The organism is Shimia aestuarii (assembly GCF_022814865.1).
GTDB lineage: Bacteria > Pseudomonadota > Alphaproteobacteria > Rhodobacterales > Rhodobacteraceae > Shimia > Shimia aestuarii_A.
This window is the reverse complement of sequence record NZ_JAKVRD010000005.1, coordinates 38,002-63,574: the sequence shown is the minus strand read 5'-3', so window position 1 is coordinate 63,574 and position 25,573 is coordinate 38,002. Positions and strand designations below refer to the sequence as shown.

Sequence of the window (25,573 nt, the reverse complement as noted above, 5' to 3'; positions counted from 1 at the left end):
GGCATTGAGGATGTACCCTGCCACTTGAAGTCAACTTGAGGTCAAGCATGAAACTTCTCGACATTGGAACGGTCGCAGAGCAAAGCGGTCTGCCGTCTTCGACGCTACGCTATTACGAGGAGGTCGGGCTTATTCAATCGGTCGGACGGCACGGGTTGCGACGGCAATTCGATGCGCCGGTCGTGACGCAGCTTGCGCTGATCTCGCTTGGGAAGATGGCGGGGTTCTCGCTTGAGGACATCAAGGGCATGTTTGCCAAGGACGGTACGCCGCAACTGCCGCGTGCAGAGCTACACCTGCGGGCGGATGCGTTGGACCAGCAGATTCGTGGCCTCACGCGGTTGCGCGATGCGCTTCGTCATGTCGCGGAGTGCCCGGCGGAGACCCATATGGATTGCCCGAAGTTCAAGCGTCTCATGGAATTCGCGGCGCGCAGCACGGCCAAGCGGTCAGCCGAAAGCACCCGGCGCTAAGAGGCGCGTACCGACAACAGGGCGTGTTCTTGGGACACTGCGGCGGGGCGCTGGGCCTGTTTGGGGGGCGTTGTCTTGTCGAGCGGGGCCTGTGCTGCATACCGCTCGGGGGAGAGACGGTGGCCTTCCGCCATGCAAAGGCGAAGAACCCGTGCGTGCAGGCGGTGTGTCCTGCGGGCTTCGAGCAAGAGCGCGCCACAGCCCCAAGCGCAATAGAAGAATAGGAATAGAATACCGAGAAGAACCTGGCTGCTAAAGAGAAGGCCAATTGCGGTGATCGCGAAGACACCCAATATGACATGCAGCGCGTGGCGCAGGAGCGTATGCGTTCGGTCGGTGGGCGGCAGGTCAAGCCCGGTCAGGTTGAAATACGCCTTGCGGCGGTCGTGATCGAAATGCCCGACGTAGGTTTCGTTGATCCAAACCGCCGTGATCACGTGCCCGAAGCCGAAACCGGCAGGGTCTGCGTCGGGGAGGTGTTGGGTGTTCCCTGAAGGCTCAAGAATACTGGGGTCGCTTGAAGATGGGGCAAGGGCGGCGTTTATCTTGGTCGTATGGTCCGGGGATTGGAACACGGACTGCACGACACCGGTCGAAGTGGAGAAGGTGACTCTCCTCAAAACGGCCAACCCTCAAGACAAGCGTATTCTTGATTTACCAACACTTAAGAACCATGCAAAAGAATCAGGAAAACACCCAACACATTAAAAGGTATAGATCAAAGGTGTACTAATCAACCATTGTATGTGGTGCGGGTCAGATGGTTGCAAATTGTCGGGGAGGGGCCTAACCGCGCCTCAGGGCCTTGGGGTTGTGATCGGCGTTGCGCAGGTTTGCGCACAGGTCAGTGCGGCACCGGTTTCCCACTGGACCCTTGCGCCGCGCCTTCCTAAGTTCCGGGCTAGAAGATCATCACCAAACATTGGGTGCCCCATTGCGTAAGATCGTTCAAACCGCCTTGGCCGTCAGTGCGGCTTTTGTCCTTGTCGGCTGTGTGGAACCTGCACCGCAGGCTGTGTCCAAGCCTGCCCCTTCCAATAGCGTGAGTCGGGCAGAGGCGCGGCTCTTGCCCGTGCAGCGACGGGTCGAACCGGTTGCAGAGCGTTATTGCCGGGACAGACTTCCGGCGGGGAGCAATTGCGATTTCAACATTCGCGTCGATCCGCGGGCGGATGCACCGGCCAATGCCTATCAGAGTCTTGACCGGGCAGGGCGGCCGCAGATCGTCTTTACCGCCGCGCTGATCGCGGGGGCGCGCAATGATGACGAGCTTGGCTTTGTCATGTCGCATGAGGCGGCGCATCACATCGAGGGGCATCTCGGGCGCAAGCAACGCGATACCGTGACCGGGGCTGTGGTTGTGGGCGTTCTTGCCACGCTGGCGGGGGCGAGTGCCGAGACGGTCGATTCCGCCTTGGATATCGGGGCGACGGTCGGGTCGCGGGCGTATTCCAAGGATTACGAGATCGAGGCGGACCGAATGGGAACGGTGATCGCGCATCAGGCGGGTTATGATCCGGTGCGCGGGGCCGAATATTTCCGGCGTATCCCCGATCCGGGCAATGCGTTCCTTGGCACACACCCGCCGAACGCGCTTCGGATCGATGTGGTGCGCGAGACAGCGGCGGGACTCTGACGGCCATGTTGCAGCTTGCCAATGTCCTAAGCGACCGGGGATCGAAATATGCGGTCTCGGGCGGCCCCGTGGCGAGCCGGAAGGAGGCGGATGCCTTCCTCAAGACGCTCAAGCGGGACAAGAAGTTTGCCAAGGCCACGCATAACACCTGGGCCGTGCTTCTGTCGGATGGCACGCCGCTCAAGGGCGACGATGGCGAGAGCGGCGCGGGAATGGTCATCCTGCGCATGCTTGAACGCGAAGGGCTGCACGATCATGTGGTCGTGGTGACGCGTTGGTATGGGGGCGTGAAGCTTGGCGGCGATCGGTTCCGGCGGGTGCAGGACTGTGTGCGGGCCTATCTCGAGGCGCGGGCGGCTTGATCGAGGTCATCAGGGCGCCCTTTGGCGGTTGACGCAGGTCAATGGGCGCAGGGCGCGGGCGTGTTAGCCTCTGACTCGATTTCAAACCGGGACGCCACCCATGACAGACCAATCCACCCTACGCCACCACGCCGCGCTCATGGATCGCGTTGCGGATCGGCTTGGCATTGATCTCGAAGCGGCGGTGCTTACCGGAAGCATGACATTTGACGAGGTGTCGGAGGCGGTTCTGCGCTGCGTGGCTTGTGCGAACCCCGAGGATTGCGCGCATTGGCTCGACCGCGAGGAGGCACGGGCCGAGGCACCGCCGGTCTATTGCCGCAACCGCGCCCTGATGACCCGGCTCGCAGGAGACAGCGCATGAAACCACTTGGCGACACGAATTCCCATTTCTGGCTTGTGCAGCGCATGGCGCAGGCGACCGAGACCGATCTTGTCGCCGCGATGGCGCGGGCGGACCTCAGCAATGCGGATTGGGCCGAGATGGTGCAGAGCTGCCGAGGTTGTGATTGGACCGAGGGCTGCAAGCGGTGGCTTGCGGCCGAGGAGACCGCACAGGACGGGGCCGCGCCGGGAGCCTGTATCAACCGGGAGCGGTTCCTTCGCCTGAAGGAGGCGCTTGAGGAGGTGGAGCCATGAGCAAGGTAGAGCCGCTGGGCGATCCGGCCCGGCATTTCTGGATGACGCGGAGCGTGGCGCGGGTCATGGGGCTTTCGCTCAGCGAGGCGATGGCCGAGGGGCACCTGACGCAGAAGGGCTATGCCGACCTCGTCACAAATTGCCGCCGCTGCACCCATGTGGCGGATTGCGAATACTGGCTCGCGCATCAGGCGGGGAGGGCAGATCACGCCCCCGAGGGATGCCCGCACGCAAAGCTATTCGACAGATTGAAGGATGCGGCCGGAAGGGCCTGAAACGGAGAAGATACAATGAACCTATTTCAGAAATTCGGCCAACATGCCGATTTGGTCTCGGGGATGTCGGACAAGCTTGGCGTGGATTGGGCCGAGGCGTTCGAGGCCCATCCCGATCTCGCGGCGCGCTATCGCAGCGCGGTGCTGAACTGCACGCATTGTCAGAAGACCGGCGAATGTCAGGGCTGGCAGCAGGGCCATGCCCATGCCGATCACGCGCCGGATTATTGCCTCAACAAGGGGTTTCTCGAGGATCTCGCCGCAGAGTCCTGAGCGGTTGCATCGAGAGCGCGGGCGCGGCATGCTCGGCCCGTTACGGAGGGCTGCATGTATTTCATCACGCGCACGATTGAACGGACCCGGTGGAGTGTCGCCGGGTTTCTGCATTGCTGGCGCGAGGAATATTCCTTTCGCGCCTGGGGCTATTGCAATGTCGTCTCGGCGGTGCTGGCGTTCGTCCTGCCGCTCACGGGGGGCGAACGCGCGGTGATCCTCGCGCTTGGCCTTTTGGTGATGGTGGTGGAGTTGATCAACACGGCGGTGGAACGCGCCGTCGATCATACCTCGACGGAGCAGCACCCGCTGGCGGGGCAAGCCAAGGACACGGCGAGCGCGGCGGTGATGCTCACGGCGCTGGCCACGGGCGTGGCGTGGATCGTGGCGCTTATCTTCTAAATCCTTGATTTGCATGGGGGATCGGGGCAAAATTTTGGCCCGGAGGAGTCCATGTTGTATTTCCTGAAACGTCTGAAGTGGCGGCTTGTGTGGTCGTGGCGCGGCTGTGTCGATGCATGGAGACATGAGCATTCGTTTCGCACATGGGTTTGGGCGAATGTGGTGTCTGCCGGGTTTGCGCTTTGGTTGCCGCTTGGCGTCGCGGAGCGGGCGTTGATCCTGGCGCTGGGCGTTTTGGTGCTGGCGGCGGAGTTGTTCAACACGGCGTTGGAGCGGGCCGTGGATCATATCTCGCTCGATAAGCACCCTTTGGCGGGACAAGCCAAGGACGCCGGAAGCGCGGCGGTCGCGGTCACGGCGATTGCGGCGGGAGTGGCTTGGGTTGTGGTGATTGTGGGGTTGGTGGGTCCGTAGCGCCCTATCCACATGAACGCATGATGCTGGGCATCATGCATCGCGCCCGACCCCGCCCCCCAGGGCGCTGGACTTGGACTACGAAAGGGTGTTTTGCTTTCCCAAAGCCAGAGAGATATCGCATGGAATATTTGAAAGAATTATATGAAGCTTGGGGTGCGAGAGTTAAGAGTAATGTCTTGGGGTCCATCGCTATCGCCTTCATATTTGTCAACTGGAAGGCTCTGTTCTTTGTTGCTTTTGCTGATGTGCGAGTAGTTACGAAGTTCAACTACTTTGATGAAAATACGAGTTTATTGACGCTGGCTTTCCTTCCTATGCTAATCGGGTTTGCACTTTCTTTAGGGTTGCCATTTATCAATGATTGGGCACATCGCGTTGTTAGTGAGCCAGTGAGCCGCACTAGAACACGCGACGATGAATTTTCCCATCGACGGCTCAAAAAGAAAAACGCTTGGGCAGAAGAGCGCAACAGGGAGAAAGAGATATATGCTGAAAAACTGCTTCGAGAAGCGCAAATCAATCAAGAGATCGAAGAAACAATCGAAGATCCTAAGACCAGAGATGAACTAAAAAAAGCTATCGATGAATTTCGAGAAATCAAGGAAGCTAAGGACTACAGCTCTGATGAGGTAGCTTTCCCAAAGGTAGCCAGTAGGGTCGAAGGTCTAGATGAGTGTGAGAGAATTGTTCTTCAGATTTAAGCCAAGAAAAGGTGGACGCATAGCACTAGGAACGCGAACTATTTTACACGGCTAGATTCAGAGGCTAGAACGTTCTTTCTTGACTGGTTGCAGGGGAATGTTCGCACGGTTGCAAATCTAGAACGGGCGAGGGTCGAGTACGAAGCAGCTGTTTCGAGCCTCATGCGTAAAAACCTGGTGTTAGAACGTCGCACAGGATCGCAATACTATTCTTCGCTAACGCCAGATGCATATGCCGTGTTGGATGTTATCGGCGAAGCTGAGTTCTAATCTCTCCCCAAAGATCATATTCCCCGGCTTCATCGACCTCGACCGAGACGATCTCGCCGACCGACAGCCCTTCCGTCCCCTCATCAATAAACAGGTTGCCGTCGATCTCGGGGGCGTCGGCCTTGGTGCGGCAGGTGGCGATGCCGTCTTCGTCGATGTCGTCGACGATCACGTCCATGACCTTGCCCACCTTGGCGGCGAGTTTGGCCTCGGAGATGGCTTGGGCCTTTTCCATGAAGCGGTCCCAGCGGTCTTGTTTGACCTCCTCGGGCACGTGATCGGGCAGCGCGTTGGAGCGGGCGCCGTCGACGTTTTCGTATTGGAAACATCCCACCCGGTCGAGTTGCGCTTCGTCCATCCAGTCGAGGAGGTGTTTGAATTCCGCCTCGGTCTCGCCGGGATAGCCGACGATGAAGGTCGACCGGAGGGTGATGTCGGGGCAGGTTTCGCGCCACTTGGCGATCTCGTCGAGCGTCTTGGCACCGGCGGCGGGGCGGGCCATGCGTTTGAGCGTATCGGGGTGGCTATGTTGGAAGGGGATGTCGAGATAGGGCAGGATGAGGCCCTCGGCCATGAGCGGGATCAGGTCGCGCACATGGGGGTAGGGGTAGACGTAGTGCAGGCGCACCCATGCTCCGAGCTGGCCCAACTCGCGGGAGAGGTCGGTGATATGGCTGCGCACTTCGCGGTCTTTCCACGGGTGGGTGGAGTACTTGCGGTCGAGCCCATAGGCGGAGGTGTCCTGCGAGATGACGAGGAGTTCCTTCACGCCGTTCTCTACGAGCTTTTCCGCCTCGCGCAGGATGGCGTGGGCCGGGCGGGAGGCGAGTTTGCCGCGCATATCGGGGATGATGCAGAACTTGCAGGCGTGGTTGCAGCCCTCGGAAATCTTCAGGTAGCTGAAATGGCGCGGCGTGAGCGAGACGCCGGAGGCGGGCAGGAGATCGACAAACGGGTTCGGATCGGGCGGCACGGCGGAATGCACGGCGTCGAGGACCTGTTCGTATTGGTGCGGTCCGGTGACGGCGAGAACCTTGGGGTGCGCGCCGGTGATATAGTCGGGTTCCGCGCCGAGACAGCCTGTGACGATCACTTTGCCGTTCTCATTGAGCGCCTCGCCAATGGCTTCAAGACTCTCGGCCTTGGCGGAATCAAGAAAGCCGCAGGTGTTGACGATGACGGCATCCGCGCCGGAATAGTCGGGCGATATCCCGTAGCCCTCGGCCCGCAGGCGGGTCAGGATACGCTCGCTATCGACCAACGCCTTGGGACAGCCCAAGGAGACCATGCCGATGGTCGGCTGGCCGGGACGGTTGGTTTCGGTGACGCGGGCACGCGCGAGATCGGGGCGGAGGTCGGGCGGATTGCTTGACATGCGCGCTCTATAGGCGATGGGCGCGGGTTTGGGAATACGGGTTGATCTTCCCCGTTGCGGGGCGCGGGGGGCGGGCGTAGGCTGGGCCTAGAGTCTATTGCCGAGGGTGGTCCGATGCGTTTGATCCGTATTCTTTTGATGGTTGTCGTGGTGGTTGTGCTGGGGCTGGTGGCCTTGTTGGTGCTGCTGCCGGGCGAGAAGATTGCCAAGATTGCGGCGGATCAGGTGCGCTCGCAGACCGGGCGCGAGTTGGTGTTTGAGGGCGATGTGGGGATCAGTTGGTATCCGATCCTCGGCGTCAAGACCGGGCCGGTGCGCTTTGCCAATGCGGAATGGTCCGACAATGGGCCGATGTTCCGCGCCGAGAGTGCGCAGATCGGGGTTGATGCGATGAGCCTTATCGGGGGGACGATCCGCATCACGCAGATCGACCTTAACGCGCCGGATGTCCTTCTCGAGGTGCAGGCGGATGGCACGGCGAACTGGGACCTGTTCCCGGAAGGGGCTGAGGCGGGCGAGGCGACCACGGCGACGACGGAAGGCGGCGGCGCGATGGGCGGTCTTGTCCTTGAGAGCCTTGCGGTGCGTGATGCGCGGCTGCGCTATCTCGATCAGGGGGGCGAGAGTTTCGACATCAAGGACGTGGACGCGACCCTTGTCTGGCCGGACCGGGCGGGGCCTGCGGAGGTTGACCTGACGCTGCGACCCGCGGAGGAGGCGGTCGAGATCGCGGCGGTGATCGACAACCTTGAAGGGTTCCTTGGCGGCGAGATTTCCACGTTGCGCGCCAATGTGGCGGCGGCGGGGGCAAGCGTGGCCTTTGACGGGCGCGCCGGGATGGACCCGCAGGCGGCGGGACGCGTGGAGGCGGATGTGCCGAACCCCAATGCCTTTATGGCGGCGCTTGGCCTTGGTGAGGCGGGAATCGCCGGGAAGGCGGTCTTTGCGGGCAATGTGACCTATACCAAGGACGGCAAGATCGCACTCCGGGAAGGCACGGCCACGGCGCTTGGCAATACGGTCAGTGTCGAGGCGGATGTGTCGATGGACGGGCCGCGCCCGCGCGTCAATGCGCGGATCGCCGGCGGTGCGATGACCCTTGCGGCGTTGCAGGGTGGCGGAGGCGGGGGCGGTGATACGTCTTCGGGCGGTGGTTGGTCCAAGGCGCCGATTGACGCGTCGGGGCTTGGCATCATCGACGGGGATATTTCCCTTGCCGCAGAGAGCATTGATCTTGGCGACATGGTGCTTGGGCGCACGCGCGTCGGGATCGCCATCGATAATTCCCGCGCGGTCGTAAGTTTGCGCGAGTTGCACATGTTTGACGGTGTGGCGAGCGGTCAGATGGTCGCCAACAACCGTAGCGGGCTTTCGGTCAGCAGCGATATCACGGTGACGGGGCTTGAGTTGAAGACTTTGCTTACGGATATGGCCGGCATTGATCGCATGTCGGGCGTTGGCACGATGAAGAGCCAGATCCTTGCCTCGGGCAATTCGGTCCATGCGATCATGAATTCGCTTTCGGGGTCGGGGTCTTTCGATATCGGGCAGGGCAAGATTTCAGGCATCGACCTTGATCGTCTGCTGCGCGGGCAGCCGGGGGCGAGCGGGACAACGGTTTTCGATTCCCTTTCGGCGAGCTGGACCCTGACAAGCGGGGTGATGACGAACAATGACCTGCTTCTCGACCTGCCGCATGTGATCGCCAAGGGCGCGGGCACGATTGGCATCGGGGCACGCACGATCAATTACCTCTTCACGCCGCAGATCAAGAACGAGGCCGAGGACGGGCTTGCCGTGCCGGTCGAGATCAAGGGCAGCTGGGACAATCCCAAGATCATCCCGCGTCTCGACAAGGCCTTTGGCCGCGATATCGAGGTCGATCTCGAAGAGAAGAAGGACGAAGTGCGCGAAGAGCTTAAGTCCAAGGCCAAGGCGAAGCTTGAGGAGAAGATCGGCACGATCGACACGCAAGAAGGCCAGTCGACCGAGGATGCGATCAAGCAAAAAGTCGAAGACGAGGTCAAAGACAAGCTAAAGAGCCTGCTCGGTGGCGATTGATTCAGAAGCGGCGAGGCGCGGGCCACCGCACCTTGCCACGCTTATCATCCTCACGGGGGTCTCGATCCTGACGCTCAACATGTTCCTGCCTTCGTTGCAGCACATGGCGGAGGATTTTGGCGTTGAGTATGCGGTCGTGAACCTTGCCGTGGCGGGCTATCTGCTTGTGACCGGTGTCTTGCAGATTATCCTTGGCCCGCTTTCGGATCGCTATGGGCGGCGGCCGGTGTTGCTAGTCGCGATGGCGCTTTTTGCGGGCGCGTCGCTTGGGTGCTGGCTGGCGCAGGATATCTGGGTCTTCCTCGGGTTCCGCCTTTTGCAGGCGGCGGTCATCGGTGGCACGGCGATCAGCCGCGCGGTGGTGCGCGACATGGTGAGCGACCGGGAGGCGGCGGCGATGCTTGGCCAGATCGGCATGGTTATGGCGCTTGCTCCGATGCTTGGGCCGGGGTTCGGCGGATTTCTGGATGAGATCTTTGGCTGGCGCGCGAATTTCGCCGTGTTCACCCTCTTAGGCGTGGCGCTTTTTATCCTTGTCTGGCGCGACCTTGGCGAGACAAACGCCAGTCCCTCGGCGACCTTTGCGGCGCAGTTTCGGGCCTATCCCGACCTGCTCCGCTCACGCCGGTTTTGGGGTTATGCGCTCTGCGTCGCGTTCTCGGTCGGGGCGTTTTATGCGTTCATCACCGGCGCGGCCTTTGTCGGCAAGAGCGCCTTTGGCCTTGGTCCCGCGCAGGTCGGGATCGGGATCGGCTCGATCACCGGGGGATTCGCCTTTGGCAATTTCCTCTCGGGGCGGCTTGCGACACGCTATGGCCTGACAACGATGATGATCCTTGGCCGGGTCGTGGCGTGCTGTGGGCTGCTCGTAGGGCTTGCGCTTGTGGCGCTCGACGTGGTGACAGTCTGGACCTATTTCGGCTCGGTCATGTGTGTCGGGCTTGGCAACGGGCTGACGCTGCCTTCGGCCAATGCCGGCACGATGTCGGTGCGCCCGCATTTGGCGGGGAGTGCCTCGGGGCTGGCGGGGGCGCTCATGGTTGTGGGCGGCGCGGCGCTGACGACGCTCACCACCAGCGTTCTGACGGAGGCAAACGGTCTCTGGCTGCTTCTCGCGATCATGCTTGGCTCGGCGCTTCTTGGGTTGGCGGCGTCGCTCTACGTGCGCCGGATCGACCTGCGGGAGGGGCCGCCTAGGGCGGACGCCTCGGCTTGACAGGGCGCGGCCCTCGTGCGATCCCGACGCCATGACACACACGCGCCTCATCACCACCGTGTATTACCCCCTGTCCACATAAGTGGCGGGGCGTTCATCATGTTCAACCGCCGCGGCGCGGCCGGTTGAACGAAGAGGCAAATCATCCCATCCGCGCGCGGCTCTTGCAAAGGAGAGCCCGGAGATATGGGCGATATTCAACATCAAAGACGCCTTGGCCTGATTGGGTTTGGCGCGTTCGGGCGGCTTGCTGCCGGGGGTCTGGCGGAGCATTTCGAGGTCGTGGTGCATGATCCGGCCTATGCGCGGGCAGAGCTTGCCGATGGGCGCCACCTCACCATGGGATCGCTGGAAGAGGTGGCGCGGGCCGAGATTGTCGTGATCGCGGTGCCGGTCGCGCGGATGGCACATCTCTGCGGGCAACTCGCCCCGCTGTTGCAGCCCGGAGCGGTTGTGGTCGATGTCGGGTCGGTCAAGGTCGGCCCGGTGGCGACAATGCGCGAAGCGCTTCCGGCGCATGTCGAGATCGTTGGCACGCATCCGCTTTTTGGTCCGCAGAGCTTTGGCCGTGCGCCGGGGCAGAAGGTTGCGATCTGTCCGGTGCGGGGGCGGGCGCATCTCAGGGTCGCGGCCTTCCTGCGCGCCTGCGGGCTTCGGGCGCTTCTGACGACGGCAGAGGCGCATGACCGGGAGGCGGCGATGGTGCAGGGGCTGACCCATCTCATTGCCAAGGTGCTTGTCGAGATGGGGCCCTTGCCCGAGCGCATGACGACGGTGAGCTTTGACCTCATGCGCGAGGCGGTCGAGATGGTGCGCCATGATCCGCCAACCGTCTTGCACGCGATCGAGGCGGCCAACCCCTATGCCGCCGAAGTGCGCCAGCGTTTCTTTGCCCAGGCAGCGGCGATGCGCGGCCAGTTCGAGGTCTAGCGTTTGCGCGCCTTCTCGAGGGCCGAGGCGACGGCGTGCCAGGCTGGGGTGGGGCTCAGGTCGTCGTCGAAGAGAGAGGGGCGGTGCGGCGTGCCGTCCTTGCGTGGATAGCGGAAGTCATACTGCGACATGCCTTTTGGCACGGGCTGCGCGGGCAGGTTCATCCAGTTCCATTTGTGGATCAGCCCCCACATCATGACGTGGTCGCAGGCCGTGCCGGACAGGACAGTGTTGAGATAGCGGGTCAGTTCTTTCGCGATCCGCTTGTCGCGCTGTGCAATGTCCGTTGGCAAGCCGTTGTCCCACACATCCATCTCGGTGATCATGATCTTCAGGCCAAGGCGCTCGACCTCGTTCATGAACCCCTTGAGCCGCGCAGAGCTAAAGGGGAAATTCGGGCGCAGGTGGCTCTGCAGGCCGATCGCGTGGATCGGGATGCCTTTGGATTTCAGCCGCTTGATGGTCTCGAGAATGAGCGCTCTCTTGCGGCGGTGATCGGGGTAGTCATATTCGAGACCCACCTCGTTGAGCACAAGGCGAGCGGAGGGGTCTGCCTTGGCGGCGGCGGCGAAGGCGACGTCGATATACTCCGCGCCGAGGCCTTCGGCAAAGGGCGTCGGGATCAGGTAGTCCGCGCGGCGTTTCTGCCAGTCGAAGGGTTCATTGACGACCACCCAGTATTTCATCTGTCCCTTGTAGTGCCCCATCACGTCCTGAACGTGATCCTCGATGACTTTGCGCGCGCCCTTGTTGGCCACGGCCCGGCCCAGCCACTCTGGCACCCAGCTATGAAAGATGGCGGCATGGCCGGCCATCGGGATGCCCGAAGCGCGGGCGAAATTCACCGCCCGGTCGGCGCGGTCAAAGGAAAACCGCGAGGTGATGAAGCGTTTGTTCGGCCCCATGAGGAATTGATGGCCGGTCACGAATTGGCGGCATTGCTGTTGGTAGAGTTCGGCGATGGCAGGGGTGTCGAAGATGTGCTCATCGGGGTAGTCGAGAGCCGATCCGAAGACGATGCCTTTCTCGGCGGCCATGTCTCCGAGGGATGCGGCACGTGCCTGTGCTGGCCGTCCGGCGAGCGCAAGCGAAGATGCGGCTCCGCCAATAAAGGTCCGTCTGCTGAATTCCATGTCAAATACCTTCTGAATGCAATGCTCTGGCGAAATGCGCCGGGTCGGCCCCTGTAAGAATAGAGCGAAGCCGCCTTGGGGCAGGATCGCCAAAGGAGCGCGTGCGATCAAGGTCTTTGTCTGAGGAGGAGCCGGGTGCGGCGCAAAGAAAATGCCGACACGCGGGTGCCGGCATTTTGCAGGGGGTCTGTCGTGAAGGCGCGCGGATGTTACCGTTTGCGGTCGCGGCGCGAGGACATGGGTTGGAAGGCGACGCCGACATGGGCCTCGCAATAGGGTTTGCCCTGTTGCACGGGCAGGCCACAGAACCAGAAATCATCCGTCGCGGGGTCACCGACGGGCCATTTGCAGGTCCGTTCGGTCAGTTCCATCAGCGAGAGTTTCTTGGCGGCCTTCTCGACCTCGCTCACCTTGGCGAGCGCTTCGGGGCTGATCTCATTCGCGGAGGGCTGCGGCGGCAGCGGCTGTCCGGCGGGGATGATCGCCTTGCGCGCCGGGCTCATCGCCGGTTTGGCGGCGGCAGGCTCTTCCTTGGGCGCGGGCTTGGCCTCTGCGGCGGGCTTGGGTTTGGGCTTGGCCTCTGCCTTGGGCTTGGCCGCGGGCTTGGGCTTGGGCTCTGCCTTGGGCTTGGCTTCGGCCTTGGGGGTGGCGTTGCGGTTGGAAAGACCAAGGCGATGCACCTTGCCGATCACCGCGTTACGGGTCACGCCGCCGAGTTCCTTGGCGATCTGGCTGGCCGACTGGCCCTCGCCCCACATTTTCTTCAAGAGCTCTACGCGCTCGTCGGTCCACGACATCCGTTGAATTCCTTAGCTAAAAAGCGGCCCCCCGACAGGGCCGCTCCGCATTGCGAGATTGGCCCTCTATTGTAGTCAGGCGTGAGCGAGTTACAAGGCAGAGAATCAGCGCAAATGAACGAGGAAACGGCATGAACGGCACGGAAATGGGAGTTCGACGCTTTGGTTGGGTCAACTGGCTGGGACTCGCCACGCTGGCACGGCGCGAGATTCTGCGCTTTAGCGTGGTCTGGACACAGACGCTTTTGGCGCCGCTGGTGACGGCGGGGTTGTTCCTGATGATCTTCACCATCGCGGTCGGCTCGCGCCGGGGCGATGTCATGGGCGTGCCGTTCCTCGAGTTTCTCGCGCCGGGGATCCTGATGATGACGGTGATCCAGAACAGTTTCGCCAACACCTCGTCTTCGATCATGATCTCGAAGGTGCAGGGCAATATCGTCGATACCCTGATGCCGCCTTTGTCGCCGCTCGAACTGCTCATCGGGTATCTTGCGGGGGGCGTGGTGCGCGGATTGGCCGTGGCGGTGGCGATCCTTGCGGGGCTGGTGCTGGTCCTTGGGCATGGCGTGGCGCACCCGGGCTGGGTGTTTGTCTTCGTGTTGCTTGGTGGGGCGTTCCTCGGGGCGCTCGGGATCATGGCGGGGATCATCGCCGGCAAGTTTGACCAGATGGCGGCGATCACCAACTTCATCATCACGCCGCTCGCCTTCCTGTCGGGGACGTTCTATTCGGTCGAGGCGTTGCCCGAAGGGCTCGCGCGGGTGACCCATATGAACCCGATCTTCTATCTCATCGACGGTGCGCGCTATGGTGTGATCGGCGTCTCGGACAGCGCGCCGGGCTTTGGCGTTCTCGTGGTGAGCGGCGCGACTATGGTCCTGTGCCTAGTGGCTTGGGCCATGCTTAAGAGCGGCTACCGCCTCAAGAGCTGAAACGCGGCCTCTGGCGGGCGTGTTTCGGCCAAGACGACGCCTTGAGCCTGCCCCTGATTTCTTCTTGGCGGAAATACCTCGGGGGTCTGGGGGCAGCGCCCCCAGCCACGCCCAACGCTTTGTGGCGCTGGCCTTGGCCAGCGTCTCAAAGGGGCGGGAGCACGCCCGTATCTAAACCGGTTTGCGGGTTTCGCGCCATGCAAGGACCGCGGCGCCAATGAGGATGAGCGCGGCCCCGATCCAAGACACCACGTCGGGCCGCACCCCAAAGACCAGCGCGTCATAGAGAGTCGCGAAGGCCAGCGCGAGGTAGAAGAAGGGCGAGACAAAGCTCGCATCCGCAAGCCGCATGGCGTTCACGAAACAGATCTGCGCCGACCCCATCAAGAGGCCAATCCCCGCAAGGGCTGCCCATTGTGCGGGGCTTGGAGTCTGCCAGACAAAGCTCGCGGCGAGGCTGGCCAGTATCAGGCCGATGGCGTTGTTGATGAGCAGGATCTGAAACGGTTTCTCGCGCCCCGACAGGAGCTTGATAAAGATCATCTCGCCGCCCATGGCCAGAGCTGCGGCAAGGGCCAAGAGCGCGCCGAACTCGAGGCTCGCCCCGCCCGGCCGCATGAGCACTGTCGCACCGATCAGCGCAAGCACAGCCGAGCCCCAGCGCCAGCGGCCGACCTTCTCGCCAAGGAAGGGAATGGCGAGGATCATGGCAAAGACCGGGTTGAGAAAGGAGATTGCGGTGGCATCGGAGAGCGGGATGAAAGTCGCGGCGCCGAACATCAACGTCACGCCCCCCCAGCCGAGGGCAGAACGACCGAAATGCAGGTGCAGGGCGGGCCGTGTCAAGCGCGGACGCAGGGCCATCGCGCCAATGGAGAACGCGAGGAAGGCAAAGAGAAACCGACCCTGACTTATCTGCAACGGGTGCAGCGGATCGCCAAGCACACCGGTGCCGATCGCCTTGGCGAGCAGCGTAGTGCCGGCGGCAAAGGCGGCGGCGGTCACGGTCAGGGCGGCGGCGAGGGCCGGGTTCTGGGCGATCTGTTGGGGTTCGGGCGCGTGCATGCGCGATCCTTGTCGGCAAACGCGATCCGCGGCAAGGGGGAAATAGGGGCTAGGCAAGCGCGGAGGCAGGCGCTAGAGAGAGCGCCATGGGATACGCATTTGCGCATAAAGGGCTTCGACGCCTGCGACGCACGCGACGGGCCTGAGCCTGCCGCGCCTTTCGTCATGACATGACGGCGGGAAAACCCCATGATCTGCGCCGGATCGGCGCACTCACTCTCTCACATTGTTGACTTGCCCGCCCCTCTGGGGCAACCACAGGGCTTCTTTGATAAGGACAGGACCATGATCCCTTCTGTTTTGCCGACCTATAACCGCGCACCTTTGAACTTCGTCAAGGGCGAGGGCAGCTGGATGATCGAGGCGGACGGGCGACGTTTCATCGACCTCGGCGCGGGGATCGCGGTCAATGTGCTTGGCCATGCCAACCCGATCCTTGTCGCGGCGCTCACCGAGCAAGCGGGCAAGCTTTGGCATGTCTCGAACCTCTACCAGATCCCGCAGCAGCAGGCGCTGGCCGACAAGCTTGTCGAGCAGAGCTTTGCCGACACGGTATTCTTCACCAACTCAGGCACGGAATCCTGCGAACTCGCGGTGAAGATGGCGCGCAAGTATTGGTATGACAAAGGTCAGTCCGAGAAGGTCGAGATCATCGGCTTTGAGGGGGCCTTTCATGGCCGCTCGTCCGCCGGGATTGCGGCGGCCGGGGGCGAGAAGCTCGTCAAAGGGTTTGCGCCGCTTCTGCCGGGGTTCAAACATGTACCTTGGATGGATTGGGATGCGCTCAAGGCGGCGATCACCGATGAGACCGCGGCGGTCATCATCGAGCCGGTGCAGGGCGAGGGCGGTATTCGCCCGCTGCCGGATGCGGAATTGCGCGCCTTGCGCGAGATTTGCGACGATGCGGGCATCTTGTTGATCCTCGACGAGGTGCAATGCGGCGTGGGCCGGACGGGCAAGCTTTTCGCGCATGAATGGGCGGGTATCACGCCGGATATCATGATGGTGGCGAAGGGTATCGGCGGGGGCTTTCCGCTTGGGGCCGTGCTGGCAACCGAAGAGGCCGCGAGTGGCATGACGGCGGGCACGCATGGCTCGACCTATGGCGGCAACCCGCTTGGCTGTGCCGTGGGCTGTGCGGTCATGGACGTGGTGGCGACGCCGGAATTCCTTGACGAGGTGAGCCGCAAGTCGGGCCTGTTCCGCCAAAAGCTCGAGGGGCTTGTCGCCGCGCATCCGGATGTGTTCGAGGAAGTGCGCGGTCTTGGCCTGATGCTCGGCCTCAAATGCAAGGCGACCAATATTGACGTGGTGCAGGCGGGCTATGCCAACGAGGTGGCGACCGTGCCCGCGGCGGATAACGTCGTGCGCCTGTTGCCGCCCCTGACCATTTCCGAAGATGAAATCAGCGAAGCCGTGGCGCGGCTCGACAAGGCCGCCGCGCAGGTTGCCGCAGCAAAGGATTAAGGCCATGAAGCACTTTCTCGATATCAACAAGACATCGCAGGATGACCTGCGGGGCATGATCGACCACGCGCACGCTATGAAAGCCGCGCGCAATGGCCGTCCGCGCGGCGCGGCGGATGATGAGCAGCCGCTCAAAGACCACATGGTCGCGCTCATCTTTGAAAAGCCCTCGACCCGGACGCGCGTTTCGTTCGACGTCGGTGTGCGACAGATGGGCGGGCAGACCATGGTCCTTTCGGGCAGTGAGATGCAGCTTGGCCATGGCGAGACGGTGGCGGATACGGCCAAGGTTCTGAGCCGGTATGTCGATCTCATCATGATCCGGACCTTCGAGGAGGCGACGCTTCTGGAGATGGCGGAACATGCGAGTGTGCCGGTCATCAATGGCCTCACCGACCGCACCCATCCGTGCCAGATCATGGCCGATATCGTCACCTTCGAGGAAAAGCGTGGGCCGATCGCGGGCAAAAAGGTCGTCTGGTCGGGCGACGGCAACAATGTGTTTGCGAGCTTTGCCCATGCGGCAGGGCAGTTCGGCTTTGATCTGACCTTTACCGGGCCAGAGCCGCTTGATCCCGAGCAGGTGTTCGTTGAGGAGGCACGCGCCAAGGGCGCGAATGTCGTGATCGAGCGCGACCCGGTGAAAGCCGTCGAAGGCGCGGACCTTGTTGTCACGGATACTTGGGTGTCGATGCATGATGCGCCCTCGGCGCGGGAACGTCGGCATAACCAGCTGCGCCCCTATCAGGTCAATGCAGAGCTTATGCGCCACGCCAAGCCGGACGCTCTTTTCATGCACTGCCTGCCGGCGCACCGGAACGAGGAAGCCACCAATGAGGTCATGGACGGGCCGCATTCGGTTGTCTTTGACGAGGCGGAAAACCGGCTTCACGCACAGAAGGCCGTCATGCGCTGGTGCCTCGGCAAGTAACGCGCAATACGCCCAGAAGAGACAATTCCGCCCCGTCTGATGCCAAGTCAGGCGGGGCGTTTTCGTTTTGCAGGAACAGCCCGACACGAGGCGTTCGAGGCCGCCAGTTGCCTCAATTCTGCCCTATTGGCATACTAGCCAGCGAAAGCTCCGGTGCGCTTTGGTGCGCCGAGTGTCCTGTGATGTTTGACGAGTGTCTCTGGTTCCAATGACGCCGCCCGGCCCCGAATGGGCCGGGAGACCTTTTGGTCGAGGATTGCAGATGAGCGAAAAGACATCCGAAGAGAAGGTTCCCTATCCGCAGATCGTCGTTGCAGGCGCCGGGAGCGTGGGGTGTTTCGTGGGAGGGATGCTGGCCCGAGGGGCGCATCATGTGACGCTTCTCGTGCGGCCGCGCCTTGAAGAGGTGTTGGCGCGGCAGGGGCTTACGCTCACGGATTTCGAAGGTTTGGACGAAGAGCTTGCGCCGGACATGTTCTATCGCTCGGTGGACCCGGCTTGCCTTGCAGCGGCAGATATCATCCTTGTCACTGTGAAAAGCGGCGATACCGCCGAGATGGCGGACCTGATCCGCGCGCATGCGAAGCCCGAGGCCGTGGTCGTGAGCCTGCAGAACGGGGTTGGCAATGGTGGTGTGCTCAAATCGGCGCTGCCGGGGTTTGATGTGCGCGCAGGCATGGTGCCGTTCAATATCGTGTCGATGGGTGGCGGGCGGTTCCATCGCGGCACGAGCGGCGACATCGTGATCGAGAAAGGGCCGGGCTGGCTTGCCTGGACGCTCAGCGTCAAGGGGCTGACGGTGCATGAGCGTGACGCGATGGTGCCGATCCAGTGGGGCAAGTTGCTCATCAACCTCAACAACGCGCTGAACGCGCTTGCGGGCATGCCGCTGCGCGATCAGTTGCGGAGCATGGGCTGGCGGCGGATCATGGCGGATCAGCTTTCCGAAGCGATCCGGGTGCTGGAAGCGGCAGAGATCGAGGCGGTCATGCCTTTGAACCGCCGTCTTCCGATCCGCATCATGCCGAAGATTCTGCGCTTGCCTTCGCTTCTGTTCAATTGGGTGGCGCGCTCGATGCTGACCATTGATCCCAATGCGCGCAGTTCCATGTGGGAAGACCTTCAGGAAGGGCGGCGCACAGAGATCGACGAATTGCAGGGGATGATCGTCGAGCTTGGGCGCGAAAAGGGGATCAAGACCCCGATCAACGCCTGTGTGGCCGAGCTTATCCGCGAGGCGGAGGCCAAGGGCGCGGGTTCCCCCCAGCTTTTTCCGCGCGATATGAGGCGTTTGGTGCGGGTGCAGAAGCAATCCGCCTGAACAATCCCCCCGAAGGGTTGCAGCCGGGGGCGCTAAGGGGCAGTCTTGTCGTGTTAGCGGAAACAGCGCGAGAGGACAGGCCGCGATGCAGCTTGCCGATATCGGGGTATACGGGCTTGGCACGATGGGAAGCGCACTTGCGTTGAACCTCGCCGAGAAAGGGTTTCGCGTTGCGGTGAGCAACCGCGAGAGCGACTGGATCGCGCCATTCCTCAAAGAGGCCGGCCCGCTCGCGGCGGGGATCACGGGGCAGGAGCGCCTTGAAGAGTTCATTGCCGCGCTCGAGCCGCCACGCGTTCTTCTTTTCATGATCCCGTCGGGGGCACCGATGGACGAGATGATTGCCAAGGCCGCGCCGCATCTCGCAAAGGGGGACACGATCATCGACGCGGGCAACGCCGATTTCAATGACACGCGGCGGCGCAACGATGTGCTTGCGGCGCAGGGGCTGCATTTTGTCGGGCTTGGTGTCTCGGGCGGCGAAGAGGGCGCGCGGACGGGGCCGTCGATGATGATGGGAGGCAGCGCGGAAAGCTGGCAGCGCCTGCAACCGATGGCCGAGGCAATTGCCGCGCGGTTTGAGGGCGCGCCTTGCGTTGACCGGGTTGGGCCGGACGGGGCGGGGCATTTCGTCAAGACGGTGCACAACGGCATTGAATATGCCGATATGCAGATCATCGCCGAAATCTATGGCCTCATGCGCGACGGCGCGGGGCAAAGTGCGGCGGGGATCGGCGCGCTATTCGAGACCTGGCGCAAAGGACCGCTGCAGAGCTACCTTGTGGATGCAACGGCGGCGGTCTTGCAGACGGTGGATCCCGAGACGGGGCAGGCGATGGTCGACCTGATCGAGGATCGCGCCGGGCAAAAAGGCACCGGGCGCTGGACGGTGATCGAGGCCTTGAAGCTTGGCCAGTCGGCAAGCGGCATCGAGGCGGCGGTGGGCGCGCGGAGTTGGTCGTCGGATAAGGCGCTGCGCGGAACGTTCGAAACGCGGTTCGGTGCGGCAGGAGGCATGGAAATGCCAGAGGTCGACACCCTTGCCAAGGCGTTTGAGGCGGCGCGTATCCTTTCCCATGCACAGGGTTTTGCGGTTTTGCAGGCCGCGTCCGAAGCGTTCAAGTGGTCGCTCGACCTTGCGCGGATTGCGGAAATCTGGCGGGCGGGGTGCATCATCCGCTCGGGCCTTCTTGATAATCTCGCTGATGCGCTTCGCGCTACGGAGGAGGGCTCCTTGCTGCTGGCTCCCGGCATGGCGGCGCGGCTTGACCGTACCGTGCCTGCATTGCGCGAGGTTGTGGCGGCGGCGGTTGTGGCGGGGTTGCCCGTGCCCGCGATGAGTGCGAGCCTTCAGTGGTTCGACGCGATGCGACAGGGACGTGGCACGGCGAACCTTATCCAAGGTCAGCGCGATTTCTTCGGCGCGCACGGGTTCCGGCGCACCGACCAGACGGGCGATCATCACGGGCCATGGGGCGGTTAAGGTCTGCCCCAAGGTTCGGTTAGTGCATCAGCGCGTTCAGGATCAGGAAGATCACACCTGACATCACCGCAGCGGCGGGCACGGTAATCACCCATGCGGCGACGATGGTCATAAAGTGGCTGCGGCGCACGAGCTTGCGGCGGCGGCGTTCCTCGGGCGCGATGCGGGCGGCTTCCGGGCGTTCGGCGGCGAATTTGCGCAAGCGGCGCTCGGCATGCCATTCGCGGAAGAAACCGACGCCAAAGACCCCGCCAACAGCGATATGGGTCGAGGAGACGGGAAGGCCGAGCCAGCTTGCCACGATGACCGTGATGGCGGCGGAGAGCGCGACGCAATAGGCGCGCATCGGGTTCAGCTTGGTGATCTGGCTACCGACCATGCGGATCAGTTTCGGGCCGAAGAGGAAGAGGCCAAAGGAAATCCCGAAGGCCCCGATGATCATGACCCATGTCGGGATCGCGACCTTGGCGGCGAAGTTGCCGAACTCGGAGGCGTGGACGATCGCGGCAAGCGGGCCAACCGCGTTGGCGACGTCATTGGCCCCGTGCGCGAAGGAGAGCATCGCGGCGGAGAACACGAGCGGCAGGCCGAAGAGCACCTTCAGCGACTTGTTACGGTTCTCAAGGCCGACGGATTGCTTGCGGATCAGGGGCGCGGTGATGACATAGGTGAGCGCGCCGATGACGACGCCGATCATCAGCGCAGTGGTGAGGTCGATTTTGACGATGCGTTTGAGGCCCTTCAGGGCAAGGTAGGAGGCAAATGCGGCAGCCATGATCCCGACCAGCACCGGCACCCAGCGGCGGGCGGCGGCGATCTTGTCTTCCTGATAGATGATCTTGGCCTTGATGAAAGCGAGGAAGGCGGCGGCGATCACCCCGCCAAGGACCGGGGAAATCACCCAAGAAGCGGCGATCGTGGCCATGGTGGGCCAGCTCACGGCGGAGAAACCGGCGGCGGCAATGCCTGCGCCCATGACGCCGCCGACGACGGAGTGGGTTGTCGAGACGGGTGCGCCGACGTAGGTCGCAAGGTTGACCCAGAGCGCCGATGAGATCAGTGCGGCCATCATCGCCCAGATGAAGATGCGCGAATTCTCGATTCCGGCGGGGTCAATAATGCCCTTCGAAATGGTTGAGACCACGTCGCCCCCTGCCAGAAGCGCGCCCGCGCTTTCGCAGAGCGCGGCGATGACGATGGCGCCGCCCATGGTGAGCGCGTTGGCACCCACGGCCGGCCCCATGTTGTTGGCGACGTCATTGGCGCCGATGTTGATCGCCATGTACGCGCCGAAGGCAGCGGCGGCGATGACGATCATGTTCGAGGGGTAAGAGCCGAAGAGCACCCCGGCGGCGAGACCAGCGACCACGATGAACACCAGCGCAATGCCAAGCCCGACCATCGGGCGCGAGACGTAGTTCGTCGCGTATTCGAGATTGGAAATCCGGTGCAGGTCTCGGTCGAGTGTGGACCATTCCTTGCCGTCGCTGTCATAGCGCATGTTTTCGCTCCGCCGTCTTTAAAGTCACGGCGGGGTAGAACGGAAAACCGTTCAGAGCAAGGATTCTGTCATGGAACCGTTACAAATGGTTCACATTTGTCGCAGGATCGACTGCAGCCCCGGCTCATCCACCATCTCGGCGGCCTCTTCGGGGGCAACCCATTTGCGGGTGCGCTCGTCGGCCTCGGGGTAGTCGTCCTTGAGGGTCTTGACCTCAACGGCGTAGACCTTGGTTTCAACCGGAACGGGCATGCCGCTGTCGAGGCGTTTGTCATATTCGTAGGTGCCGACCGAATCCGTGTCGATCTCGCCCTTTTTGACGCCTGCCTCTTCCCAGGCTTCCTGCATCGCGGCGCCGGGGGCGTCGAGACCGTCGATGGGCCAGCCCTTGGGCACGATCCAGCGACCGGTGTCACGGCTTGTCACGAGGAGAACCTTCTTCTTCGGCCCATCCTCACGGTAGCACAGCGCAGCCACCTGCAGCCGCCGGGGGCGGCGGAATAGCGGAGTCACGACGCTTTGAAGCGCATTCTTGAAGGCATCCGTCATGGGACTATCGGGTTTCTGCTCGTGTGTTCGCGTTTTTTGTATCGCTGTTGTATATACGTTTTTTGTTAAAGACTTCAACCCCCCGCATATTTACGAGTTCATCACGTTTTCCGGCGCTTGGCGCGTAGGGTCGGATCGGCCTCGGTCGGGTCTTCGGGCCAGGGGTGTTTCGGATAGCGTCCCCGCATCTCCTTGCGCACATCGGCGTAGGACGTCGCCCAGAACCCGGGAATGTCCATCGTCGTCTGCACGGGCCGCCCGGCGGGCGACAGGAGCGTCACGCGCAGGGGGGTGCAGCCCACGGTGGGGTGGGTCTTCTGGCCGAACATCTCTTGAAGGCGCAGCGAGATTTCGGGGTGGTCGCCGGCGTAGTCGATGGGGATTTTGCGATCGAGCGGTGTCGTGAAATGCGCGGGTGCCTCGCGGTCGAGGAGCTGCATCTGCGGCCAGTCGAGACGGGCGCGCAGCGGATCAAGGAGATCGAACTTTTTCCAGTGCTCGGCGGTCCTCACACCGGAAAGGTGCGGCAGGAGCCAGTCTTCGAGAGTTTCGAGCAGGGCATGGGACGACATATCGGGGAGGTCATGTCCCGCGGCACGCAGAAGATCGACACGGGCGACGAAGCGACGGGTGGCATCGGAAAGCGTCAGGCCAAGATCGCGCACCCCGTCGAGCATGGCGCGTGCGATGGCCTCGTCGGGGGCGTCTTTCCAGAGACGATCATCAAGGGCGATGGCGCCGAACATTTCCTGTCGCCGGGCGATGACGCGGCGCTCGCGCTTGGACCAAGCGCAGCTATCTTGCCAGGTGATCTGATCCGAGAACCGGGCGCGGATCTCGGGTTCGGAGATGGCGATGGCTTGGCGGATGCGGGCCTCGCGCGGGTTGCCGTCGGTATCGGTCACGACAATGAGGCGGGTAGACGCGAGGGGGTCGTCTTCGTCCAGAATGGCCCCTTTGCCGCCGGAGAGGACAAAGCGCGGTGCGTCGCCCTTGCGGTGCAGGCCGATGCGGTCGGGGTAGGCGAGGGCGGCAATTTCGGCGGCGCTCATCCTGTCTTTGGAGCGGGTCTTCGTGGCAGCCGCGAGGCGCTTGGCCTCGTCGCGGATCGTATGCAGCGCGGCGCGGTTGACTTGGTAGGGGCGGCGTTCGGTAAAGGCCTTCAGATCGCGCAGGGCTTCAAGCCGGAGCGATAGGTCCACGGGGGCGCCACGGGAGAGCGGATCACGCGCGGCAAGGAGGGCCGCGAGCGGCGCGGCGTCGGGGCCAGCGAGGGCGAGCATATGGCCAAGGCGCGGATGGAGCGGCAAGGCCGCGAGGGCGCGGCCATGGTCGGTGATGCGGTGTTGGGCGTCGAGCGCGCCAAGCATTTTGAGGACGTTCTGCGCCTCGGCATAGGAGCCGGGGTTGGGTTGGGTCAGGAAGGCGAGGTCGGAGGGCACGGCGCCCCAAAGTGCCAGCTCGAGGGCGAGGCCGGTGAGGTCTGCGGCCTCGATCTCGGCGGGTGGAAAGGGCAGGAGCGCGCCTTCCTCGCCCTTGGTCCAGAGACGATAGCAGGTGCCTTCCGCGACACGCCCCGCGCGGCCCGTGCGTTGGGTCGCTTCGGCGCGGCTCACTTTTTCCGTGACAAGGCGCGACATGCCAGAGCCGGGATCAAAGCGCGCACGCCGGGCGCGGCCTGCGTCGACGACGACGCGGATATCTTCGATGGTGAGCGAGGTTTCGGCGATCGAGGTCGCGAGGACGACCTTGCGACCGCTGGGTTCGGGGCGGATCGCGGCGCGCTGCTCGGCAAAGGGCATGGCGCCGAAGAGCGGGCGGATATGACACTCGGGCGGCAGTTTGAGGCGCTGGGCCGTGCGGCGGATTTCGCCTTCGCCGGGGAGGAAGACGAGGATGCCGCCGTCGGTTTCGCTTGCTGCTTTTTCGATCAAGCGGGCCGTGGCGTCTTCAAGTCGGTCCTGTTTGGCGAGCGGGCGGTCGAGCCAGCGCGTTTCGACGGGGTAGGCGCGTCCCTCGGAGGTAATCACCGGCACATCGCCCATGAGCGCGGCGACGGGCTCGGCGTCGAGCGTGGCGGACATGGCCAGTAGCATGAGATCGTCGCGCAGGGCGTCCGCAATCTCGAGGCAGAGGGCGAGGCCGAGATCGGCGTTGAGGGAACGTTCGTGGAATTCGTCGAACAGCACCGCGCCGATGCCCGAAAGCTCGGCGTCGGATTGGATCATGCGGGTGAGGATGCCCTCGGTGACGACTTCGATCTTGGTCCGGGGGGAGGTCTTGCTTTCTCCGCGCACGCGGTAGCCGACGGTCTGTCCCGGTTTTTCGCCCAAGGTTTCGGCCATGCGTTCGGCGGCGGCGCGGGCGGCGAGGCGGCGGGGTTCGAGCATGAGGATCTTGCCCGAGACCAACCCGGCCTCGAGAAGCGCAAGCGGCACGACGGTGGTCTTGCCTGCACCGGGCGGGGCTTGCAACACGGCGCGGCCGCGCGCTTGCAGCGCAGAGATCAGCGGCGCGAGGGCGTCATGGATGGGCAGGGTCGTCATGATCGCCCTTATCGGGCAGGGCGCGCGGCGCGTCTAGTCCTGCCGGATCAGGGTTGCGCGTCCGTGGCGGGCCTTCAGGGTCAGCCGGGTGGCGCGCCAGAAGAGGCCGTTGCGCTGATAGGTGACACTCAGCGGTGCGCTTTGGCGTTCGGAGAGTTCTTCAGCGGAATAGCCAAAGAGGCGGCGGTATGTGCCATGGCAGGTTATGGTCCGGTCCGTGCGGGTTTGGCGGGGAAAATCGACTGAGGCGACGCGGGTGCCGTCGAAATGTCGGCGTTGCGGGGGGCAGGGAACGGTTTTTTGATCGCGCAGTGTCAGCCAGAGAAGGGTCAGAGGATCAATCGTCTCGGCAAGAGCTGCCGGCGTGATCGGGCTTGCCGGGGGCGCCAGGCTTTGCAGGACGCGGGGCGGGGTCGTCGAGAAGTCGACCTCAGCACGGGCCTGTCGGCGGCCGGTATGAATGTCGCCTTGGTAGATGTGCGGGCGCGGGTGGGTGTTCCCACGGATGCCGGTCGTGGAAAGATCGACACGGACACCGGCCAGAAGATCGGCGAGCCCGGTCGTTCGGAAAACCGCGCGCCCGGCATAGCGTGTTTCCGTTTCGGTGACGGCGAGACGGAACTCGCCAACCTTGAGGCCAAGGGTTTCAACAAACCAGAGCTGTTCCGCGTGGCCCGGTAGAGGCGCCAAGAGAAACGCCAGAAGGGCGCAAAATCGGCGCAGGGGTGCATGTCGGGGTGGACATTGAGCGGGCGCACAAGGCATGAAGCTTCCTTGAAAACAACGAACGAATTCGCGCTGCGCTTTGCGAGGCGCTG

27 protein-coding genes are annotated in these 25,573 nt (G+C 63.0%); 18 read left to right on the top strand and 9 right to left on the bottom strand.

Going from position 1 to position 25,573, the window contains the following annotated elements:
* Nucleotides 1-47 precede the first annotated feature (47 nt).
* Nucleotides 48-473 carry a helix-turn-helix domain-containing protein gene (locus MK745_RS06825; RefSeq protein ID WP_243612534.1) on the top strand — a complete coding sequence of 142 codons (426 nt, stop codon included), beginning with the start codon at nucleotides 48-50 and terminating at the stop codon, nucleotides 471-473.
* On the opposite strand, the gene MK745_RS06820 is transcribed toward MK745_RS06825, so the two are convergent.
* On the bottom strand, nucleotides 470-1,093 hold the full coding sequence (locus MK745_RS06820; protein WP_243612533.1) for a hypothetical protein: 624 nt from the start codon (nucleotides 1,091-1,093) through the stop codon (nucleotides 470-472). The genes MK745_RS06825 and MK745_RS06820 overlap by 4 nt on opposite strands.
* A gap of 314 nt (nucleotides 1,094-1,407) precedes the next feature.
* On the opposite strand from MK745_RS06820, the gene MK745_RS06815 reads away from it, so the two are divergent.
* From MK745_RS06815 to MK745_RS06775, 9 genes are all read left to right on the top strand, one after another.
* Complete coding sequence (locus MK745_RS06815) at nucleotides 1,408-2,109, top strand: M48 family metalloprotease (RefSeq protein WP_279391757.1); 702 nt, start codon at nucleotides 1,408-1,410, stop codon at nucleotides 2,107-2,109.
* Between the two features lie 5 nt (nucleotides 2,110-2,114).
* On the top strand, nucleotides 2,115-2,471 hold the full coding sequence (locus tag MK745_RS06810; protein ID WP_243612532.1) for a YigZ family protein: 357 nt from the start codon (nucleotides 2,115-2,117) through the stop codon (nucleotides 2,469-2,471).
* Between the two features lie 100 nt (nucleotides 2,472-2,571).
* Nucleotides 2,572-2,835 (top strand): DUF6455 family protein, encoded by a 264-nt coding sequence (locus MK745_RS06805; RefSeq protein ID WP_243612531.1) that lies wholly within the window; start codon nucleotides 2,572-2,574, stop codon nucleotides 2,833-2,835.
* Nucleotides 2,832-3,110, top strand: coding sequence for a DUF6455 family protein (locus MK745_RS06800; RefSeq protein WP_243612530.1), 279 nt, complete (start codon nucleotides 2,832-2,834; stop codon nucleotides 3,108-3,110). Before MK745_RS06805 ends, MK745_RS06800 begins: the two co-directional genes overlap by 4 nt.
* The gene (locus tag MK745_RS06795) at nucleotides 3,107-3,385 is read left to right on the top strand and encodes a DUF6455 family protein (RefSeq protein ID WP_243612529.1); all 279 of its coding nucleotides are present in this window, start codon (nucleotides 3,107-3,109) and stop codon (nucleotides 3,383-3,385) included. Before MK745_RS06800 ends, MK745_RS06795 begins: the two co-directional genes overlap by 4 nt.
* A gap of 15 nt (nucleotides 3,386-3,400) precedes the next feature.
* Nucleotides 3,401-3,658 carry a DUF6455 family protein gene (locus MK745_RS06790; protein ID WP_243612528.1) on the top strand — a complete coding sequence of 86 codons (258 nt, stop codon included), beginning with the start codon at nucleotides 3,401-3,403 and terminating at the stop codon, nucleotides 3,656-3,658.
* A 54-nt stretch (nucleotides 3,659-3,712) separates the two neighbouring features.
* Complete coding sequence (locus tag MK745_RS06785; RefSeq protein ID WP_243612527.1) at nucleotides 3,713-4,060, top strand: diacylglycerol kinase; 348 nt, start codon at nucleotides 3,713-3,715, stop codon at nucleotides 4,058-4,060.
* A gap of 51 nt (nucleotides 4,061-4,111) precedes the next feature.
* Complete coding sequence (locus MK745_RS06780) at nucleotides 4,112-4,474, top strand: diacylglycerol kinase (protein ID WP_243612526.1); 363 nt, start codon at nucleotides 4,112-4,114, stop codon at nucleotides 4,472-4,474.
* A gap of 122 nt (nucleotides 4,475-4,596) precedes the next feature.
* Nucleotides 4,597-5,178: a type IV secretion system protein gene (locus MK745_RS06775; protein ID WP_243612525.1), complete on the top strand. Its 582-nt coding sequence runs from the start codon at nucleotides 4,597-4,599 to the stop codon at nucleotides 5,176-5,178.
* A gap of 247 nt (nucleotides 5,179-5,425) precedes the next feature.
* Here MK745_RS06775 and rimO read toward each other — a convergent pair whose 3' ends face one another.
* Complete coding sequence (gene rimO, locus MK745_RS06770; protein WP_243612524.1) at nucleotides 5,426-6,823, bottom strand: 30S ribosomal protein S12 methylthiotransferase RimO; 1,398 nt, start codon at nucleotides 6,821-6,823, stop codon at nucleotides 5,426-5,428.
* A 114-nt stretch (nucleotides 6,824-6,937) separates the two neighbouring features.
* On the opposite strand from rimO, the gene MK745_RS06765 reads away from it, so the two are divergent.
* The 3 genes from MK745_RS06765 to MK745_RS06755 all read left to right on the top strand — a co-directional run bounded on the left by MK745_RS06765 (nucleotide 6,938) and on the right by MK745_RS06755 (nucleotide 11,030).
* The gene (locus MK745_RS06765) at nucleotides 6,938-8,884 is read left to right on the top strand and encodes an AsmA family protein (protein ID WP_243612523.1); all 1,947 of its coding nucleotides are present in this window, start codon (nucleotides 6,938-6,940) and stop codon (nucleotides 8,882-8,884) included.
* Nucleotides 8,874-10,100, top strand: coding sequence for a multidrug effflux MFS transporter (locus MK745_RS06760; RefSeq protein WP_243612522.1), 1,227 nt, complete (start codon nucleotides 8,874-8,876; stop codon nucleotides 10,098-10,100). The genes MK745_RS06765 and MK745_RS06760 overlap by 11 nt, the downstream gene beginning before the upstream one ends.
* Nucleotides 10,101-10,286: 186 nt before the next feature.
* On the top strand, nucleotides 10,287-11,030 hold the full coding sequence (locus MK745_RS06755) for a prephenate dehydrogenase/arogenate dehydrogenase family protein (RefSeq protein WP_243612521.1): 744 nt from the start codon (nucleotides 10,287-10,289) through the stop codon (nucleotides 11,028-11,030).
* On the opposite strand, the gene MK745_RS06750 is transcribed toward MK745_RS06755, so the two are convergent.
* Complete coding sequence (locus MK745_RS06750; protein WP_243612520.1) at nucleotides 11,027-12,163, bottom strand: endo-1,4-beta-xylanase; 1,137 nt, start codon at nucleotides 12,161-12,163, stop codon at nucleotides 11,027-11,029. The two genes, MK745_RS06755 and MK745_RS06750, sit on opposite strands and share 4 nt — an antisense overlap.
* A 209-nt stretch (nucleotides 12,164-12,372) precedes the next feature.
* Nucleotides 12,373-12,960, bottom strand: a complete 588-nt coding sequence (locus MK745_RS06745) for a GcrA family cell cycle regulator (RefSeq protein ID WP_243612519.1) — start codon at nucleotides 12,958-12,960, stop codon at nucleotides 12,373-12,375.
* Nucleotides 12,961-13,091: 131 nt separating this feature from the next.
* Between MK745_RS06745 and MK745_RS06740 the strand changes: the two genes are divergently transcribed.
* Nucleotides 13,092-13,892, top strand: coding sequence for an ABC transporter permease (locus tag MK745_RS06740; RefSeq protein WP_243612518.1), 801 nt, complete (start codon nucleotides 13,092-13,094; stop codon nucleotides 13,890-13,892).
* 171 nt (nucleotides 13,893-14,063) lie between these two features.
* Here the strand turns inward: MK745_RS06740 and MK745_RS06735 are convergent, their stop codons facing one another.
* Nucleotides 14,064-14,957 (bottom strand): DMT family transporter, encoded by an 894-nt coding sequence (locus tag MK745_RS06735; RefSeq protein WP_243612517.1) that lies wholly within the window; start codon nucleotides 14,955-14,957, stop codon nucleotides 14,064-14,066.
* A 285-nt stretch (nucleotides 14,958-15,242) separates the two neighbouring features.
* On the opposite strand from MK745_RS06735, the gene MK745_RS06730 reads away from it, so the two are divergent.
* The 4 genes from MK745_RS06730 to gndA all read left to right on the top strand — a co-directional run bounded on the left by MK745_RS06730 (nucleotide 15,243) and on the right by gndA (nucleotide 20,159).
* A complete protein-coding gene (locus MK745_RS06730; protein WP_243612516.1) occupies nucleotides 15,243-16,424 on the top strand; it encodes an aspartate aminotransferase family protein in 1,182 nt (393 codons plus the stop codon).
* A 4-nt stretch (nucleotides 16,425-16,428) separates the two neighbouring features.
* Nucleotides 16,429-17,355, top strand: a complete 927-nt coding sequence (argF, locus tag MK745_RS06725; RefSeq protein WP_243612515.1) for an ornithine carbamoyltransferase — start codon at nucleotides 16,429-16,431, stop codon at nucleotides 17,353-17,355.
* Between the two features lie 262 nt (nucleotides 17,356-17,617).
* Nucleotides 17,618-18,676 carry a 2-dehydropantoate 2-reductase gene (locus MK745_RS06720; RefSeq protein ID WP_243612514.1) on the top strand — a complete coding sequence of 353 codons (1,059 nt, stop codon included), beginning with the start codon at nucleotides 17,618-17,620 and terminating at the stop codon, nucleotides 18,674-18,676.
* A gap of 85 nt (nucleotides 18,677-18,761) precedes the next feature.
* Complete coding sequence (gndA, locus tag MK745_RS06715; protein WP_243612513.1) at nucleotides 18,762-20,159, top strand: NADP-dependent phosphogluconate dehydrogenase; 1,398 nt, start codon at nucleotides 18,762-18,764, stop codon at nucleotides 20,157-20,159.
* 19 nt (nucleotides 20,160-20,178) lie between these two features.
* Here the strand turns inward: gndA and MK745_RS06710 are convergent, their stop codons facing one another.
* The 4 genes from MK745_RS06710 to MK745_RS06695 form a co-directional block, all read right to left on the bottom strand.
* Nucleotides 20,179-21,660, bottom strand: a complete 1,482-nt coding sequence (locus MK745_RS06710; protein WP_243612512.1) for an inorganic phosphate transporter — start codon at nucleotides 21,658-21,660, stop codon at nucleotides 20,179-20,181.
* Between the two features lie 90 nt (nucleotides 21,661-21,750).
* Nucleotides 21,751-22,209, bottom strand: a complete 459-nt coding sequence (locus MK745_RS06705) for an NUDIX hydrolase (RefSeq protein ID WP_243612511.1) — start codon at nucleotides 22,207-22,209, stop codon at nucleotides 21,751-21,753.
* A gap of 101 nt (nucleotides 22,210-22,310) precedes the next feature.
* Nucleotides 22,311-24,755 carry an ATP-dependent helicase HrpB gene (gene hrpB, locus MK745_RS06700; RefSeq protein ID WP_243612510.1) on the bottom strand — a complete coding sequence of 815 codons (2,445 nt, stop codon included), beginning with the start codon at nucleotides 24,753-24,755 and terminating at the stop codon, nucleotides 22,311-22,313.
* 33 nt (nucleotides 24,756-24,788) lie between these two features.
* Nucleotides 24,789-25,520, bottom strand: a complete 732-nt coding sequence (locus tag MK745_RS06695) for a DUF3108 domain-containing protein (RefSeq protein WP_243612509.1) — start codon at nucleotides 25,518-25,520, stop codon at nucleotides 24,789-24,791.
* Nucleotides 25,521-25,573: the final 53 nt, after the last annotated feature.

Coding starts and splice junctions, on each gene's coding strand:
- gndA (WP_243612513.1), top strand. CDS start 18,762: ATGCAGCTTGCCGATATCGGGGTATACGGGCTTGGCACGATGGGAAGC.
- MK745_RS06720 (WP_243612514.1), top strand. CDS start 17,618: ATGAGCGAAAAGACATCCGAAGAGAAGGTTCCCTATCCGCAGATCGTC.
- MK745_RS06765 (WP_243612523.1), top strand. CDS start 6,938: ATGCGTTTGATCCGTATTCTTTTGATGGTTGTCGTGGTGGTTGTGCTG.
- rimO (WP_243612524.1), bottom strand. CDS start 6,823: ATGTCAAGCAATCCGCCCGACCTCCGCCCCGATCTCGCGCGTGCCCGC.
- MK745_RS06740 (WP_243612518.1), top strand. CDS start 13,092: ATGAACGGCACGGAAATGGGAGTTCGACGCTTTGGTTGGGTCAACTGG.
- MK745_RS06800 (WP_243612530.1), top strand. CDS start 2,832: ATGAAACCACTTGGCGACACGAATTCCCATTTCTGGCTTGTGCAGCGC.
- MK745_RS06695 (WP_243612509.1), bottom strand. CDS start 25,520: ATGCCTTGTGCGCCCGCTCAATGTCCACCCCGACATGCACCCCTGCGC.
- MK745_RS06825 (WP_243612534.1), top strand. CDS start 48: ATGAAACTTCTCGACATTGGAACGGTCGCAGAGCAAAGCGGTCTGCCG.
- MK745_RS06785 (WP_243612527.1), top strand. CDS start 3,713: ATGTATTTCATCACGCGCACGATTGAACGGACCCGGTGGAGTGTCGCC.
- MK745_RS06790 (WP_243612528.1), top strand. CDS start 3,401: ATGAACCTATTTCAGAAATTCGGCCAACATGCCGATTTGGTCTCGGGG.
- MK745_RS06755 (WP_243612521.1), top strand. CDS start 10,287: ATGGGCGATATTCAACATCAAAGACGCCTTGGCCTGATTGGGTTTGGC.
- MK745_RS06780 (WP_243612526.1), top strand. CDS start 4,112: ATGTTGTATTTCCTGAAACGTCTGAAGTGGCGGCTTGTGTGGTCGTGG.
- MK745_RS06705 (WP_243612511.1), bottom strand. CDS start 22,209: ATGACGGATGCCTTCAAGAATGCGCTTCAAAGCGTCGTGACTCCGCTA.
- MK745_RS06750 (WP_243612520.1), bottom strand. CDS start 12,163: ATGGAATTCAGCAGACGGACCTTTATTGGCGGAGCCGCATCTTCGCTT.
- MK745_RS06710 (WP_243612512.1), bottom strand. CDS start 21,660: ATGCGCTATGACAGCGACGGCAAGGAATGGTCCACACTCGACCGAGAC.
- argF (WP_243612515.1), top strand. CDS start 16,429: ATGAAGCACTTTCTCGATATCAACAAGACATCGCAGGATGACCTGCGG.
- MK745_RS06795 (WP_243612529.1), top strand. CDS start 3,107: ATGAGCAAGGTAGAGCCGCTGGGCGATCCGGCCCGGCATTTCTGGATG.
- MK745_RS06810 (WP_243612532.1), top strand. CDS start 2,115: ATGTTGCAGCTTGCCAATGTCCTAAGCGACCGGGGATCGAAATATGCG.
- MK745_RS06745 (WP_243612519.1), bottom strand. CDS start 12,960: ATGTCGTGGACCGACGAGCGCGTAGAGCTCTTGAAGAAAATGTGGGGC.
- hrpB (WP_243612510.1), bottom strand. CDS start 24,755: ATGACGACCCTGCCCATCCATGACGCCCTCGCGCCGCTGATCTCTGCG.
- MK745_RS06775 (WP_243612525.1), top strand. CDS start 4,597: ATGGAATATTTGAAAGAATTATATGAAGCTTGGGGTGCGAGAGTTAAG.
- MK745_RS06805 (WP_243612531.1), top strand. CDS start 2,572: ATGACAGACCAATCCACCCTACGCCACCACGCCGCGCTCATGGATCGC.
- MK745_RS06735 (WP_243612517.1), bottom strand. CDS start 14,957: ATGCACGCGCCCGAACCCCAACAGATCGCCCAGAACCCGGCCCTCGCC.
- MK745_RS06730 (WP_243612516.1), top strand. CDS start 15,243: ATGATCCCTTCTGTTTTGCCGACCTATAACCGCGCACCTTTGAACTTC.